The organism is Nocardiopsis sp. CNR-923, assembly GCF_001942255.1.
Classification (GTDB): domain Bacteria; phylum Actinomycetota; class Actinomycetes; order Streptosporangiales; family Streptosporangiaceae; genus Nocardiopsis.
Window position 1 is genome coordinate 121,533 of sequence record NZ_MKKC01000098.1, and the last position, 13,568, is coordinate 135,100.

Genomic DNA, 13,568 nt, shown 5'->3' on the forward strand with positions numbered 1-13,568 from the left:
CGGTGATCGGGGGTCAGCGCGCCAGAGGCAGTTGTCCGGCTGTGGACGACGCGGGTCCCACGGTTGGGAACGGGGGAACGCCCGGGGTCCGGTCGCGGAGGAGGGCCCCGGCGTCCGGAACGGCTCGCGACCGGCGGGTCCGGGCGGGCCCGCCCGGGATCAGGAGCCGTCGCCCTCCGTGGGCGGCACCTCCAGGTCGGCCTTGGTGATCTCCTCCACGTTGACGTCCTTGAAGGTCACCACCCGCACGTTGCGCACGAATCTGGCGGGCCGGTACATGTCCCAGACCCAGGCGTCCTCCATCACCACCTCGAAGTACATCTCCCCGTTCTCGGTGGAACGCGGCTGGAGGTCGACGTGGTTGGTGAGGTAGAACCGGCGCTCGGTCTCCACCACGTAGCTGAACAGCCCGACGACGTCCCGGTACTCGCGATAGAGCTGGAGCTCCATCTCGGCCTCGTACTTCTCCAGGTCCTCAGAACTCATCCACGCGCTCGCTTTCGTCGCACTCTCCGGTCGCTTCGACCCCCTGTCCCATGGACACCGCCGGTCCCCGGCTTGTTCCCGCCGGAGCGGCGGCCCCGCGTACGGGCGACGTGAGGACGACCCGGAATCCATCATGCGTCACGGAGGGCCCCCGTGTACTCCCTGGGACGGATTTCGTTCACCGACCGGTCACCCCCTGGACGCGCGAGGACCCCCGGCCGCCGTGCGCGCGGCGGGCCGGTGACCCGCCGTGCGCGCCGGGTGCGCCCGACGCGGCCGGCTCGTGCCTCAGTCGTCCGCGGCGTTGAGCTCCTCGAAGGTCGCGGGCACGCTCAGCGACCCGAACTGGCTGAACGGCCAGATGATCACGAACGCGCGCCCCTCCACGTGGTCGATCGGGACCGCGCCGCCGCCAGGGTTGTTCTGGTTGCCCCGGGAATCCACGGATATCAACCGGTGGTCCCCCATGAGCCACAGGTGCCCCTCCGGAACCTCGATCGGACCGAACTCGGTGTGGCTCTCCACGCTTCCCGGGAAGAGATAGGCGTCCTCCTCCAGGGGCACGCCGTTGACCAGGACACGGTTCTGCTCGTCGCAGCACTCCACGACGTCTCCCGGCAGGCCGATCACCCGCTTGATGTACTCCTTGCCGGTGGGCGCCGCGCCGAGTTGCTGCTGCACCCACGTGAAGGCCCCGGCGACGGGGTTGGTCGGCTCGGGCACCTGCACCGTGCTCGGGTCGTCCCACGAGTCCTCTCCGTTGAAGACGACCACCTCGCCGCGCTCGATGTCGCGGAGCTCGTAGACCACCTTGTTGACGAGCACCCGGTCACCGACGAGGAGCGTGTTCTCCATGGAGCCGGAGGGGATGTAGAAGGCCTGCATCACCCATGTCCTGATCACGAAGGCCAGGACGAAGGCAATGACGATCAGGATGGGCAGTTCCTTCCAGAACGACCCCTTCTTCTCACTGCTCTCGGACTTGCTCATCTCGCTGTCCGCCCCCTTCTCCTGCTCCGGACCGCCACCGGTGGAGACACGACTGGCTCCCGAGTGCTCGTGCACTCGGGAGCCAGTGTCGGAGCCGTGCTCCTCCGGGCCCGGTCGGGCGGAATCCTCGTCCTGGACCCCGTTCTCGACGCGGTCCCTGTCGTCTTTGCTCATCGCCCGAAAGCCTATCCTGCCTGCTGAGCGGAGGCCGTGAGGCGAGGGGCGGAGCGGCGTCGCAAGCGCCGGGGCTACTTGGCGGCGGGCTCGCGGCGCTCCCGGATGCGGGCGGCCTTCCCACGCAGGTCGCGCAGGTAGTACAGCTTGGCGCGACGCACGCGGCCGCGGGCGGCGACCTCGTACTTCTCGATGGCCGGGGTGTGGATGGGGAAGGTGCGCTCCACGCCCACGCCGTAGCTGACCTTGCGGGCGGTGAAGGTCTCGCGGTTGCCCGAGCCCTGACGGCGGATGACCACGCCCTTGAAGACCTGGACACGGGTCCGGTTGCCCTCGGTCACGCGCACGTGGACGTTGAGCGTGTCGCCGGGGCGGAACTCCGGGACGTCGGTGCGAAGCTGAGCCTTCTCAAGCTCCTGAATGGCGGTGTGCATCTCGCGAATCCTCATCGGTAGCGCTCCGCGTCCGGCCCCGGCTCCGTGGCCGGGAAGGGTTGCGCGGGCGAGGGCCCTCATGGGTCTGAACTGTCGTACCGCCCGGGTGACCGTCACAGAGGCCGACGTCCTGCCGCCGGCATGCGGATGCGGCCGATCACCAAGGGGAACTCACCTAGTCTGCCACAGGTTGGCCATCGTCCCGAACGGCCTCCTCGGCGAGAACCTCCCGGTCACGCCGGTCCAGTCGCTCCTCCGGCGTCGCCGCCACCAGGTCCGGGCGGTTCCGCGCGGTCTTGCGCAGCGCCTGGTCGCGTCGCCAGCGGTCGACGGCGCCGTGGTTGCCCGACAGCAGGACCGGCGGCGCCTCCTGCCCGCGCCACACGGCGGGCTTGGTGTAGACGGGGCCCTCGACGAGGTGTTCCATCCCACCCGAGGCGAAGGAGTCCTGCACCGCCGACTCCGTGTTCCCGAGCACACCGGGCAGCAGCCGTGTGATCGCCTCGACCATGACCAACGTCGCGGACTCGCCCCCGTTGAGCACGTAGTCGCCGATGCTCAGCTCCTCGACGGGCATCCGCCCGGCCGCCTCCACCGCCACGCGCGCGTCGATCCCCTCGTAGCGCCCGCAGCCGAAGACCAGCCGTTCCTCCCCCGCCAGCGCTCGGCGTCGGACTGGCGGAACGGCCGACCGCGTCGGGGTCGGCAGGATCAGCCGCGCGGGCCCCTTCGCCACGACCTCGTCGAGCGCCTCGCCCCACGGCTCGGGCTTCATCACCATGCCGGGACCGCCGCCGTACGGCGTGTCGTCGACGGTGTTGTGCCGGTCGTGGGTCCAGGACCGCAGGTCGTGGACCTGGACGTCGAGCAGCCCGGAAGCGCGCGCTTGCCGATCAGCGACAGGGCCAGGGGAGCGAAGTAGTCGGGGAAGATGCTGATGATGTCGATGCGCACGGGGCTTCCCTTCAGTCAGCGAGGTCGAGCAGGCCGCCCGGCGGGTCGACGACGAGTCGGCCTCCGGTCACGTCGACCTCGGGGACCAGGGCGGACACGAACGGCACGAGGACCTCGCGCCCCTCGTCGGTGGTCACGACCAACACGTCCTGCGCGTGGTGGAGCACGTCCTCCACGGTGCCGACCAACTCCCCGCCGGTGGTCACCACGGCCAGTCCGATGAGCTCGTGGTCGTGGAACTCGTCCGGGTCACCGGTCGGCCCGATGTCGGCGGAGTCCACGAGCAGGGCGGTGCCGCGCAACTCCTCGGCGGCGTCCCGGTCCGCGACGCCCTCGAAGCGCACGATCAGCCTCCCGCTGTGGCGGCGGCTCGCGGTGACGCGCAGCGGCCCCGCGTCGGCGGGGTCGGTGGTCAGCACGGAGCCCACGGCGAACCGCTGCGCCGGGTCGTCGGTGCGCACGTCGACGGCCACGTCACCGCGCACCCCGTGCGCACGGCCGATCCGGCCGACGACGAGCAGCATGGAACTCCATCCCTCCCTGGTGCCCGGCCCGCGGGGGCCGGAACGACGGCGCGGGGACGGGCCCCGGGCACGACTGCGGGGCGCGACCGGCCCGGGCGGCGCCCCGAGAGGCGGGTCAGCGCACCTCGTGCAGGTCCAGCAGGTCCACACGGACGTAGCGGCCCCCGGACAGGGAGCCGATCACGGTCCGCAGCGCCTTGGCGGTACGGCCGTTGCGGCCGATCACCTTGCCAAGGTCGTCGGGGTGGACCCGGACCTCCAGGACCTTGCCCTTGCGGAGCCTCCTGGCTCGCACCTGGACGTCGTCGGAGTTCGCGACGATCCCCTTCACGAGGTGCTCAAGCGCCTCTTCCAGCACGTCAGGCCTCGCCCTCGGACTTCTCCGCCTCGGCGGTCTCGGCGGGCTTCTCGGCCGCCTTGTCCGCCTTCTTCTCGGACTTCTTGGCCTTGCCCTTGGGCTCGCCGCCGGGAAGCACGAGCTCCTTCAGCGCGGCCTGGAAGGCGGCCTCCTTGGCCTCGGGGTCCCTGGCCTCGGCGACCTGGAGCGGAGCCGGAGCGGGCAGTCCCTTGAACTTCTGCCAGTCACCGGTCTTGCGCAGGAGGACCTTCACCGCGTCGGACGGCTGAGCGCCCACGGACAGCCAGTACTGGGCCCGCTCGGAGTCGACCTCGATGAGGCTCGGGTGCTCCTTGGGGTGGTACTTGCCGATCTCCTCGATCGCCTTGCCGTCACGCTTGCTGCGGGCGTCGGCGACGATGATGCGGTACTGGGGCGTACGGATCTTCCCCATACGCTTGAGCTTCAGTTTGACAGCCACTGGAGTGGTCTTCTCCCGATTAACGGTGTTAGGCGCCCGGCGACGAACCACGTGGGGCTGTGGCACCCGCCAAGGCTGACGTGGGTGGCGGACGAGTTAGAGGCTGGCCAGCCACCGTTAGTCGACTACTCATTGTGCCAGACGTCGGCGGGTTCCTTGGACACGACACCGGGCGCGTGGCGTCACACCTTCGACAGCCGGACGGCCCGTCTCCAGCATCCGCTGGAGACGGGCCGCGCCCCGGATCCGAACCGTCCTACTTCTTCTTGGGCAGTTTGAAGTTCGACAGGTCCGGCATGTTCGGACCGCCGAGACCCGGCGGGAGTTGCGGCTGACCTGCGCCGCCGCCGAGGCCGGGTGGCAGCTGCGGCATGGTCTGACCGCCCTCCTCCTGGCGACGCTGGCGCTCAGCGGCGCGCTCGGCCTCCTGCTGGCGGGCCTTCATCGGGTTGCCGCTGCGCTGCTTGCCCTTCTTCGCCTTCTTGGCCTGGGCCTTGGCCTTCTTACGGTTGCCGCCAGCGCCCATGCCCGGCATTCCGGGCATCCCAGGCACACCGCCGTTCTTCATCTTGCGCATCATCTTCTGCGCCTCGAAGAACCGGGTGACCAGCCCGTTGACATCACCGACCTGGGTTCCCGAACCGTTGGCGATGCGCAGTCGGCGCGAGCCGTTGATCATCTTCGGGTTGCCCGCTCGGCCGGCGTCATCGACTGGATGACGGCCTGGATGCGGTCCAGGTCCTTGTCGTTGATGTTGTCGATCTGCTCGCGCATCTGACCCATGCCGGGCATCATGCCGAGCAGGTTCCCGATCGGGCCGAGCTTGCGGACCATGGACATCTGCTGGAGGAAGTCGTCCAGCGTGAAGTCCTCGTCCGAGGCGATGGTCGAGGCCATCTTCTCGACCTCGGCCTCGTCGAACGTGCGCTGTGCCTGCTCGATGAGGGTGAGGACGTCGCCCATGTCCAGGATGCGCGAGGCCATCCGGTCCGGGTGGAAGAGGTCGAAGTCCTCAAGCTTCTCGCCCGTGGAGGCGAACATGATCGGACGGCCGGTGATGTGCCGGATGGACAGCGCCGCGCCACCGCGCGCGTCACCGTCGAGCTTGGTCAGCGCGACCGCGTCGAAGCCCACGCCGTCGAGGAAGGCCTGCGCGGTGTTGACCGCGTCCTGACCGATCATGGCGTCGACGACGAACAGGATCTCGTCCGGCTTGACGGCGTCACGGATGTCCGCGGCCTGCCGCATCATCTCGGTGTCGACGCCCAGGCGCCCCGCGGTGTCGATGATGACCACGTTGTGGTTGTCGCGGCGCGCGTGCTCGATGGACTCACGGGCGACCCGCACCGGGTCGCCGACACCGTTCCCCGGCTCGGGGGCGAACACGGGCGTTCCGGCACGCTCCCCGACCACCTGGAGCTGGGTGACCGCGTTCGGACGCTGGAGGTCGGCGGCGACCAGCAGCGGGGTGTTGCGCTCCGCGCTCAGCCACCTGGCGAGCTTGCCCGCCAGGGTGGTCTTGCCGGCGCCCTGGAGGCCCGCCAGCATGATGACGGTCGGCGGGTTCTTCGCGAACCGGATCTGCCGCGTCTGGCCGCCGAGGATCTCGACCAGTTCCTCGTTGACGATCCTGATGACCTGCTGCGCGGGGTTGAGGGCCTTGGAGACCTCCTCCCCCCGGGCGCGGTCCTTGATCCGCGCGATGAACTCGCGGACCACCGCAAGCGCGACGTCCGCCTCCAGGAGGGCGAGACGGATCTCCCGCGCGGTCGCGTTGATGTCCTCCTCGGACAGGCGACCCTTGCCGCGCAGCGAGGAGAAGACCGATGTCAGCCGGTCGGAAAGCGTCTCGAACACGAGTGTGGCCAGTCCTTCGTCTCGGAATTGGTCTCCCAGGTTACCTGCCCTCGACCCGCCTGGGTCGGGGCTCAGTTCCCGGAGCCGTTTTCGGCGGGCGACTCCTCGGCGTCCGTCCCGTCAGCGGCGGCGCCCTCACCCGCCAGGGTCGCCTCGCGCTGTTCGCGCAGGGCGGTCAGGACGGCTTCCTGGTCGTCACCGCTCATGCCCCGGGTGGAGAGACGGGCCTCACCGTCGACCGAGCGCTCCTGCTCGGAGGTGCTGACGTTGTCGTAGTCGGCGCCGCACGACAGCTCCAGGGTGCCACCGGCCTCCAGAGTGCCGCCGTCGCTGCACTCAAGCTGGCCGAGCTCCTCCTCGCTGAACGTCACGTCCATCCGGACGGCGACGCTCCCGCCCTCGGCGTCGCCGGAGTCCGCGACGGTGCCGGACCACGTGCAGTCGGGGCCGTCCTCACAGGTGAGGGCGGGGTCGCCCTGCCAGGCCACCTCGACGCGCGCGTCACGGGAGCTGGTCAGCTCCTCCTCGACGGCGGTGATCAGGCCGTCGTAGAGCTGCTCGGTCTCGGACTGTTCCGCCTGCGCCAGGTCCAGCCGCACCTGGGGACCGGTCTCGGCGTCCTCCGGGACGAGTTCCTCGATGGCGATGCGCTGGATCTGGTTGGTCTCGGCGTCGATCCACACCTGGTCGCGCTCGCCCGCGAGGTCGACTCGGTAGGTGAGCGTGCCGTCGAGGTTCTCCTCGACCGCGTCCGCCTCCTCGATCTCCAGTTCGCCGAGGATCGCGGCCAGCTCAGCCGGGGCCAGGGTCGTCGCGGGGTCGATCCCGGTCTGGCCGGCGGAGGTGCGCACCCAGTTGCCCTCGAAGTCGTCGAAGTCCGGACCGAAGACGCCGCGGTCCAACCAGAAGTCCTCGGCGGCGCGGACGTAGGTCCGGCCGTCGACGCTGATCAGCTCACCCTCGGCGCCGTTGACCTGGACAGTGCCGCTCGTCGCGCCGCTGTCGGCCACGGTCAGTGCCGTGTCCTGCACCTGGCCTCCAACGCTCTCGGCCACCTGCCCGGTCGCCGTGAGCGCGGGGTAGGCGGCCAGGTCGGCGAGCGCCTCCTCCATGAGCGGCGCCGCGTCCACCGTCTCCGTGGGTTCGGGGCTGGGCTCCTCCTCGCCGCCGGGCAGCAGGCCGCTCAGGGCCGAGCACCCGGTCAGAGCGAGCACGACGACCGTGCCCGCCGTGGCGAGAGCGGTCCGACCACTCCTGCGACCCCTGTTGTGACTCACCGGCGCCATCTTGCCTCCTGACCCCGTTCGACGGGGCGCTGTACGAATACGCATGGGTTCTCGGGGAGGGGGGACCGCGGACGCGGATCCCGTCCCTGGCGTGGGATGCGGCTCCGTAGGCTCGTGGTCGCGCCGATCGCGCTCCGGCCTGGGATCGGGGCCGTCCTCCGTGTCCCGCCCACCCTCGGGTGGCTCCCACGGTCTCCCGGCGCTCCCGCCGCATCGCTTCGAAGGGTATCCAACCGTGCAACCCGACGCGTCCCGTCGCGGGCGCGCGCGCCACGGGCGCCCCCGGGAACGCCGAAACGGGGCCGGCGGAGAACTCTCTCCACCGACCCCGAGGGTCACCCCACCGCCTGAGCGGCACGAGATCCGCGACCTCAGCGTCGAGGCTAGGACCTGACCGGCGATGAGGCCGTCTCCCCGCCCGGAGGCGTCGGCGAGGAGACCGCTCCTTCCTCCAACTCGTCGAGTTCCTCGAACGCGTAGGCCGTCTCGGCGTGGAGTTCGTGGTCGAGGCCGTTGGTCTCGACCTCCTCGGGGAGGCGGAAGCCCATGGCGAGGTCGATGACCTTGGCGATGACCCAGGTGACGACGAATGAGTAGACGATCGTGGCGATGACGGCGATCAGCTGGACGACCAGTAGGTCGATGCCGCCGCCGTACAGGAGGCCGTCGGCGCCGGCGGAGCCGACCGCGGAGGCGACGAGGCCGATCATCAACGAGCCGATGACGCCGCCGACCAGGTGGACGCCGACCACGTCAAGCGCGTCGTCGTACTTGAACTTGAATTTCCAGCTGATGGCGTAGGCGCAGAGGGCGCCGGAGACCAGGCCGACGGCGATGGCGCCCACCGGCGAGACGTCCGCGGCGGCCGGCGTGACGGCGACCAGGCCCGCGACGGCCCCGGAGGCGAACCCCAGGGCGCTGGCCTTGCCGTAACGCAGCTTCTCGACGAGCATCCAGGCGATGATCGCGGCGGCCGTGGCGACCTGGGTGTTGACCAGGGCGAGTGCGGCGACGTCGTCCGCGGCGTAGGCGGAACCGGCGTTGAAACCGAACCAGCCGAACCAGAGCAGGGCCGCGCCGAGCAGGACGAAGGGCAGGTTGTGCGGGCGCATGGACTCGACGCCGAAGCCCTTGCGGCGGCCGAGGACGACGGTCAGGGCCAAGGCCGCGGCACCGGCGTTGATGTGGACGGCGGTGCCGCCCGCGAAGTCGATGACGCTCGCGTCGCCGACGCCGATCAGCTCGAACCAGCCGCCGCCCCAGACCCAGTGGGCCACGGGGAAGTAGGCGAGCAGGGCCCAGACGGGCACGAAGATCAGCCAGGCGCCGAACTTGGCGCGGTCGGCGATCGCGCCGCTGATGAGCGCGACGGTGATGATGGCGAACATCATCTGGAACCCGGCGTCGACGAGGAGCGGGTAGCCACCGCCGCCCTCGCCGTCGGAGGGCTCGATCTCACCGACGAGGCTGGTGAGGCCGAGGTAGTCGAGACCGCCGATGAAGTGGTTGAGCGCTCCGGGGCCCTCGGCGTAGGTCAGCGAGTGGCCGACGAGCACCCACAGGACGCTGACGATGGCGATGCTCGCGAAGCTCATGAGCATCATGTTGAGGACGCTCTTGGCCCGCGACATGCCTCCGTAGAAGAAGGCCAGGCCCGGGGTCATGAGCATCACCAGCGCGGCGCTGATCAGCAGCCACGTGGTGTTGCCGGTGTCGATCATGTCGTCGCCTCCGTTGGACGGACGGGGGATGTGTCGGAGAGGGCGGCAGTCAGCGAGCGCGTCTTCGGGCCCGAATGCAGCACCACGGACGCCACTGTCCGACCTGGGTGTTTCTCGTCCTGAGCCGACATGTTGCGCGCGTGTAAAAGGACTGCCAGGAGTGTTAAGGAGACATGAACCAACGGCTCGGCACGCGCGAACGGTCGTGCACCGGCACCGACCGGCCACCGCGTGACGGACGAAGAGCGACATTTCGGACACCGAGTATCAGATCGCAGGTCGATCTCACTCCGGCGACGAAGTCCCCGATAGGTTCCGCGTCACGGAGTTTCCGTGTGGTTTCCGTCGCATGACGTCGGTCACACCCTTGCGGCACGGGGACGGCCGGGCCCCTCCCGGGATCCTGGCCGGGGTTCCTCGGAGCCTCGTCCGAGCGCTCAGTCCGTGGCGAGGATGGCGTCGACGAAGACCTCGGGGTCGAAGGGGGCCAGGTCGTCGGGGCCCTCGCCCAGTCCGACCAGCTTGACCGGCACGCCCAGTTCCCGCTGGACCTGCACGATGATGCCGCCCTTGGCGGTGCCGTCCAGCTTGGTCAGCGCGATCCCGGTGACGTTGACGACCTCGGCGAACACGCGCGCCTGGCGCAGGCCGTTCTGCCCGGTGGTCGCGTCCAGGACCAGCAGGACCTCGTCGACCTGCGACTTCTTCTCGATGACACGCTTGACCTTGCCCAACTCGTCCATGAGCCCGGTCTTGGTGTGCAGGCGTCCGGCGGTGTCGACGATGACCGTGTCCGCGCCGTCCTCGACGCCCCGGGAGACCGCGTCGAAGGCCACGCTGGCCGGGTCCGCCCCCTCCTCCTTGCGCACGACCGGAGCGCCCACCCGGCTGCCCCAGGTCTGGAGCTGCTCGGTGGCGGCGGCGCGAAAGGTGTCGGCCGCGCCCAACACGACGCTGCGGCCGTCACCGACCAGGACGCGGGCGAGCTTGCCCGTGGTGGTGGTCTTGCCGGTGCCGTTGACGCCGACGACCATGATCACGGCGGGCCGGTCCCCGTGCGGTTCCGTGCGGACCGTGCGGTCGGTGTTTCCGCCGATCTGGTCGAGCAGTTCCTCGCGGAGCATGGCCCGCACCTCGTCGGTGTCGCGGGTGCCGAGCACCTTCACCCGCGTGCGCAGGTGGTCGACGATCTGCGCGGCCGAGGTGACACCGATGTCGGCGGTGATGAGCGTGTCCTCGATCTCCTCCCACGTGTCCTCGTCGAGGGTGTCGGAGGACAGCAGATTCAGCAACCCCTGGCCGAGGGCGCTCTGCGAGCGGGCAAGGCGCGCGCGCAGGCGCACCATCCGGCCCGCTGACGGCGGCGGCGTCTCCAGCGCCGGCTCGGCGGGCTTGACGGCCGTCTCCTCGGCGGGCGGAGCCTGGGCGGGTGGCGTGGCGACCGCCTCGGCGCCCCGGTCCCGGTCCTCGACGGGGGCCGCCGCCGGGGGCTCCCCGGTGGCCTCGGGCTTGGTCTCCTCCTCGCCCGGCGCGACCGAACGTCGGGTCGTGACCAGGAAGGATCCGCCGACCACCAGGAGCGCGACGACGATGATCAGGATTGCGAGCACGGTGATGTCCATCGACATGCAGATTACCGTTCCCGCCCGGTGAGCGGGACTGGGCCCCGGACCCGCGTCCCGTCACCGCACGTCCGTGGCCGCCGACCGCCGGCGCAGACGCTCAGGACGTGCGGTGACGCGTGGAGCGCAGGATGAGTAGGAAGAAGGGCGCGCCGAGGAAGGCCGTGACCACGCCGAGGGGCAGCTCGGCCGGGGCCACCACGGTGCGGGCGACGATGTCGACGAGGACCATGAACGCGCCGCCGAAGAGCACGGTGACGGGCAGGATCGCCCGGTAGTTGGAGCCGACGAGACGGCGCACGATGTGCGGGACGACGATGCCGACGAAGCCGATCAGCCCGCTCACCGCCACGGCGGCGGCGGTGGCCAGTGACGCGGCGGCGATGACGACCGCCCGCACGACGGTCGGATTGAGCCCGAGGCTGACCGCCTTGTCGTCGCCCAGCGCGAGCATGTCCAGCAGATGGCCGCACACGAGCAGAACGGCCAGGGCGACCACCGTGTAGGGCGCGACCAGCCGGACGTCGTCCCATCCGCCGCGGCCCAGTCCGCCGAGTAGCCAGGAGAAGATCCGCTGGAGCTGGTCTGCGCCGAGCTGCTGGACGAGGGTCTGGGCGGCGGACAGGAAGGACGACACGGCCACGCCCGCCAGGACGAGGGAGGCGGTCCCGCCGCCGCCCGCCGTCGCACCGAGCGCGTAGGCCAACGCCACACCGACGAGGGCGCCCACGAAGGCCGCCACCGGCACCAGGGCGCGGGGCGCGTCGCTCACCTGCTGGCCGAACACCAGGACGAGCGTCGCTCCGAGCCCGGCGCCCGCGGCGGCGCCGAGCAGGTAGGGGTCGGCCAGGGGATTGCGGAAGACCCCCTGGTACGCACCGCCCGCGGTGGCCAGGAGCGCGCCGACGACGGCTCCCATGACCACCCGGGGCAGCCGCAGTTCGACCAGGAGCGCCACCTGCCGCTCGGTGAGCGGGCTCTCGACCGACGGTGCGGCGAGGCTGAGCAGGTGGCGGACGATGTCGGCCGCGGTGATGTCCGCCGCGCCCGCGGAGACGCCGAAGAGGGCGGCCCCGACCAGCGCGCCGAGACCGCCCGCCAGCCATCCGGTCGAGGCCCCGACCCCCGGTCTCACCTAGGAGCCCGCGTGTTCGGTGACGGCCGTGCCGACCGCCTCCGCGAAGTCGACCACGCGCGGCCCCCACCGGGAGGCGATGTCCGCGTCGAGCTGGACGACGGCGTCGTTCTGGACCGCGGCCACGGTGTCGAAGGCGGGCCGCTCGGCGACCGCGTCGACGGCGCCCTCGCCCTCGTAGGACAGGAAGACGAGGTCGGGGTTCTCCTCGACCACGTACTCCTGGGACAGCTGCGGGTAGCCGCCCGCGGTGCCGTCGTCGGCCTCGTCGGCGATGTTCACCAGACCGAAGGAGGCGTAGATCTGACCGACGAAGGTGTCGGAGGTGGCGGAGTAGAGGGTGTCGTCGAGCTCCTGGTAGAAGCTGAGCCCGGCGTCCCCCGCCTCGGCGCAGACTCCCTCGACGATCTCGGTGAACTCGGTCTCGACCCGGCTCGCCTCGGCGTCGGCCTCCTGCGTCATCCCGGTTGCGTCGCCGAGCAGGCGGATCTGGGCGTAGACGTCCTCCAGGTCGGCGGCGGCGTCCATCGTCAGGACCGGGATGTCCACGGCCTGCAGTTGCGGGACGGTGTCCTCGGCGCTGCGGGCCAGGACGACCAGGTCGGGGTCGTACTCGGCGATCGCCTCGACGCTGGGTGTGAACCCGCTGAGGTCGGTGGTGGGCGCCTCGGCCGGGAAGTCGGAGTACTCGTCGGCGGCCTCCACCTGCTCGCCCGCGCCGATGGCGAAGAGCATCTCGGTGTGGCTGGGCGAGAGGGAGACGATCCGCTCCGGCGCCTCCTCCAGGGTGACCTCGCCGAGCGCGTCGGTGAGGGTGACCGGGAAGGCGCCGTCGCCGACCGACGCGCGGTCCGGGTCAGCCTCGGGCGGGCCGCAGGCGACGGAGGGGCTCTCCGCGGCCTCGTCGGCCGCGGTGTCGGTCTGGGGGTCCTGGCCGCCGCACGCGGTGAGCGCGAGCGTGGCGCCGAGGAGTACGGGGGGGAGTTGGCGTGCGATCGCACTGTGCTCCTTGGGTTGGGCAGGGGGAAGGGGAGCACGGCCCACGGGGGGACGGCCTGTCCTTCCCACGAGGACGGGTGCGTCGGTGCGGGCGAGGCGACCTGGCTCGTCCCCGCTCGGAGCGGGGCCTCACAGTTGCGGGACAGCGCCGGATTGGCGGCCGGGGGCCGCGTGACCGGACTTCGCTCGGTCCACACCGTCGGGCCGCCAGCGGCGACCCGACGCCACCACTGTAACTCCTGAACCTTTTCGTCCCTGTTCAGGCCCAGGATGACGCACCTTTTCCGCCACTTCCACGACGAACGACCGCCATCGGAGCGAGTGACCGGATGCACGTCCCCCGCTCAGCTCGCGCCTGGCAAATTGTTCCCTTTTCTCCCAATAGAAGCCTTGTATGACCGTTTTGATGACTCATGCGAAAGATGATCACCCAAGATCCTTTTATTCTACCGTGTGGCCGAATTGAGTCTCGGAGAACATTGACACTTTTATGACGCACCGCAATGATCTCGGTGCTATGTGCGTCGAAAACCCGAGAACGGACACCAATCGGGCTATCCCCCGGTAC

Annotated in this window: 11 protein-coding genes and 2 pseudogenes; all 13 read right to left on the reverse strand. The window is 70.4% G+C overall.

Features of this window, described 5'->3' with window-relative positions; all coding sequences use genetic code 11:
- Nucleotides 1-159: 159 nt before the first annotated feature.
- The 13 genes and pseudogenes from BJF83_RS17345 to BJF83_RS17405 all read right to left on the reverse strand — a co-directional run bounded on the left by BJF83_RS17345 (nucleotide 160) and on the right by BJF83_RS17405 (nucleotide 13,045).
- Nucleotides 160-486, reverse strand: a complete 327-nt coding sequence (locus BJF83_RS17345; RefSeq protein WP_075927111.1) for a DUF2469 domain-containing protein — start codon at nucleotides 484-486, stop codon at nucleotides 160-162.
- 288 nt (nucleotides 487-774) lie between these two features.
- Nucleotides 775-1,650: a signal peptidase I gene (gene lepB / locus BJF83_RS17350; RefSeq protein ID WP_075927112.1), complete on the reverse strand. Its 876-nt coding sequence runs from the start codon at nucleotides 1,648-1,650 to the stop codon at nucleotides 775-777.
- Nucleotides 1,651-1,724: 74 nt separating this feature from the next.
- Nucleotides 1,725-2,084 carry a 50S ribosomal protein L19 gene (rplS, locus tag BJF83_RS17355; RefSeq protein WP_075927113.1) on the reverse strand — a complete coding sequence of 120 codons (360 nt, stop codon included), beginning with the start codon at nucleotides 2,082-2,084 and terminating at the stop codon, nucleotides 1,725-1,727.
- A 175-nt stretch (nucleotides 2,085-2,259) separates the two neighbouring features.
- A pseudogene (trmD, locus tag BJF83_RS17360) lies at nucleotides 2,260-3,038 on the reverse strand (tRNA (guanosine(37)-N1)-methyltransferase TrmD).
- A gap of 11 nt (nucleotides 3,039-3,049) precedes the next feature.
- Nucleotides 3,050-3,562: a ribosome maturation factor RimM gene (rimM, locus tag BJF83_RS17365; RefSeq protein ID WP_075927114.1), complete on the reverse strand. Its 513-nt coding sequence runs from the start codon at nucleotides 3,560-3,562 to the stop codon at nucleotides 3,050-3,052.
- Nucleotides 3,563-3,677: 115 nt separating this feature from the next.
- Nucleotides 3,678-3,920, reverse strand: a complete 243-nt coding sequence (locus BJF83_RS17370; protein WP_075927115.1) for an RNA-binding protein — start codon at nucleotides 3,918-3,920, stop codon at nucleotides 3,678-3,680.
- A gap of 1 nt (nucleotide 3,921) precedes the next feature.
- Nucleotides 3,922-4,380, reverse strand: a complete 459-nt coding sequence (gene rpsP / locus BJF83_RS17375; RefSeq protein ID WP_075927116.1) for a 30S ribosomal protein S16 — start codon at nucleotides 4,378-4,380, stop codon at nucleotides 3,922-3,924.
- 256 nt (nucleotides 4,381-4,636) lie between these two features.
- Nucleotides 4,637-6,237 (reverse strand): annotated as a pseudogene (ffh, locus tag BJF83_RS17380) (signal recognition particle protein).
- A gap of 71 nt (nucleotides 6,238-6,308) precedes the next feature.
- A complete protein-coding gene (locus BJF83_RS17385) occupies nucleotides 6,309-7,523 on the reverse strand; it encodes a hypothetical protein (RefSeq protein WP_075927117.1) in 1,215 nt (404 codons plus the stop codon).
- Between the two features lie 383 nt (nucleotides 7,524-7,906).
- Nucleotides 7,907-9,244, reverse strand: coding sequence for an ammonium transporter (locus BJF83_RS17390; RefSeq protein ID WP_075927118.1), 1,338 nt, complete (start codon nucleotides 9,242-9,244; stop codon nucleotides 7,907-7,909).
- 437 nt (nucleotides 9,245-9,681) lie between these two features.
- Nucleotides 9,682-10,866, reverse strand: a complete 1,185-nt coding sequence (gene ftsY, locus BJF83_RS17395) for a signal recognition particle-docking protein FtsY (RefSeq protein WP_075927162.1) — start codon at nucleotides 10,864-10,866, stop codon at nucleotides 9,682-9,684.
- Between the two features lie 100 nt (nucleotides 10,867-10,966).
- Nucleotides 10,967-12,001 carry an iron ABC transporter permease gene (locus tag BJF83_RS17400; protein WP_075927119.1) on the reverse strand — a complete coding sequence of 345 codons (1,035 nt, stop codon included), beginning with the start codon at nucleotides 11,999-12,001 and terminating at the stop codon, nucleotides 10,967-10,969.
- Nucleotides 12,002-13,045, reverse strand: a complete 1,044-nt coding sequence (locus BJF83_RS17405; protein ID WP_075927120.1) for an ABC transporter substrate-binding protein — start codon at nucleotides 13,043-13,045, stop codon at nucleotides 12,002-12,004. It abuts the gene before it with no gap.
- Nucleotides 13,046-13,568: the final 523 nt, after the last annotated feature.

Excerpts from the sequence above, each read along its gene's own strand:
- BJF83_RS17345 (WP_075927111.1), bottom strand. The coding sequence starts at position 486 with ATGAGTTCTGAGGACCTGGAGAAGTACGAGGCCGAGATGGAGCTCCAG.
- lepB (WP_075927112.1), bottom strand. The coding sequence starts at position 1,650 with ATGAGCAAAGACGACAGGGACCGCGTCGAGAACGGGGTCCAGGACGAG.
- rplS (WP_075927113.1), bottom strand. The coding sequence starts at position 2,084 with ATGCACACCGCCATTCAGGAGCTTGAGAAGGCTCAGCTTCGCACCGAC.
- rimM (WP_075927114.1), bottom strand. The coding sequence starts at position 3,562 with ATGCTGCTCGTCGTCGGCCGGATCGGCCGTGCGCACGGGGTGCGCGGT.
- BJF83_RS17385 (WP_075927117.1), bottom strand. The coding sequence starts at position 7,523 with ATGGCGCCGGTGAGTCACAACAGGGGTCGCAGGAGTGGTCGGACCGCT.
- BJF83_RS17390 (WP_075927118.1), bottom strand. The coding sequence starts at position 9,244 with ATGATCGACACCGGCAACACCACGTGGCTGCTGATCAGCGCCGCGCTG.
- ftsY (WP_075927162.1), bottom strand. The coding sequence starts at position 10,866 with ATGGACATCACCGTGCTCGCAATCCTGATCATCGTCGTCGCGCTCCTG.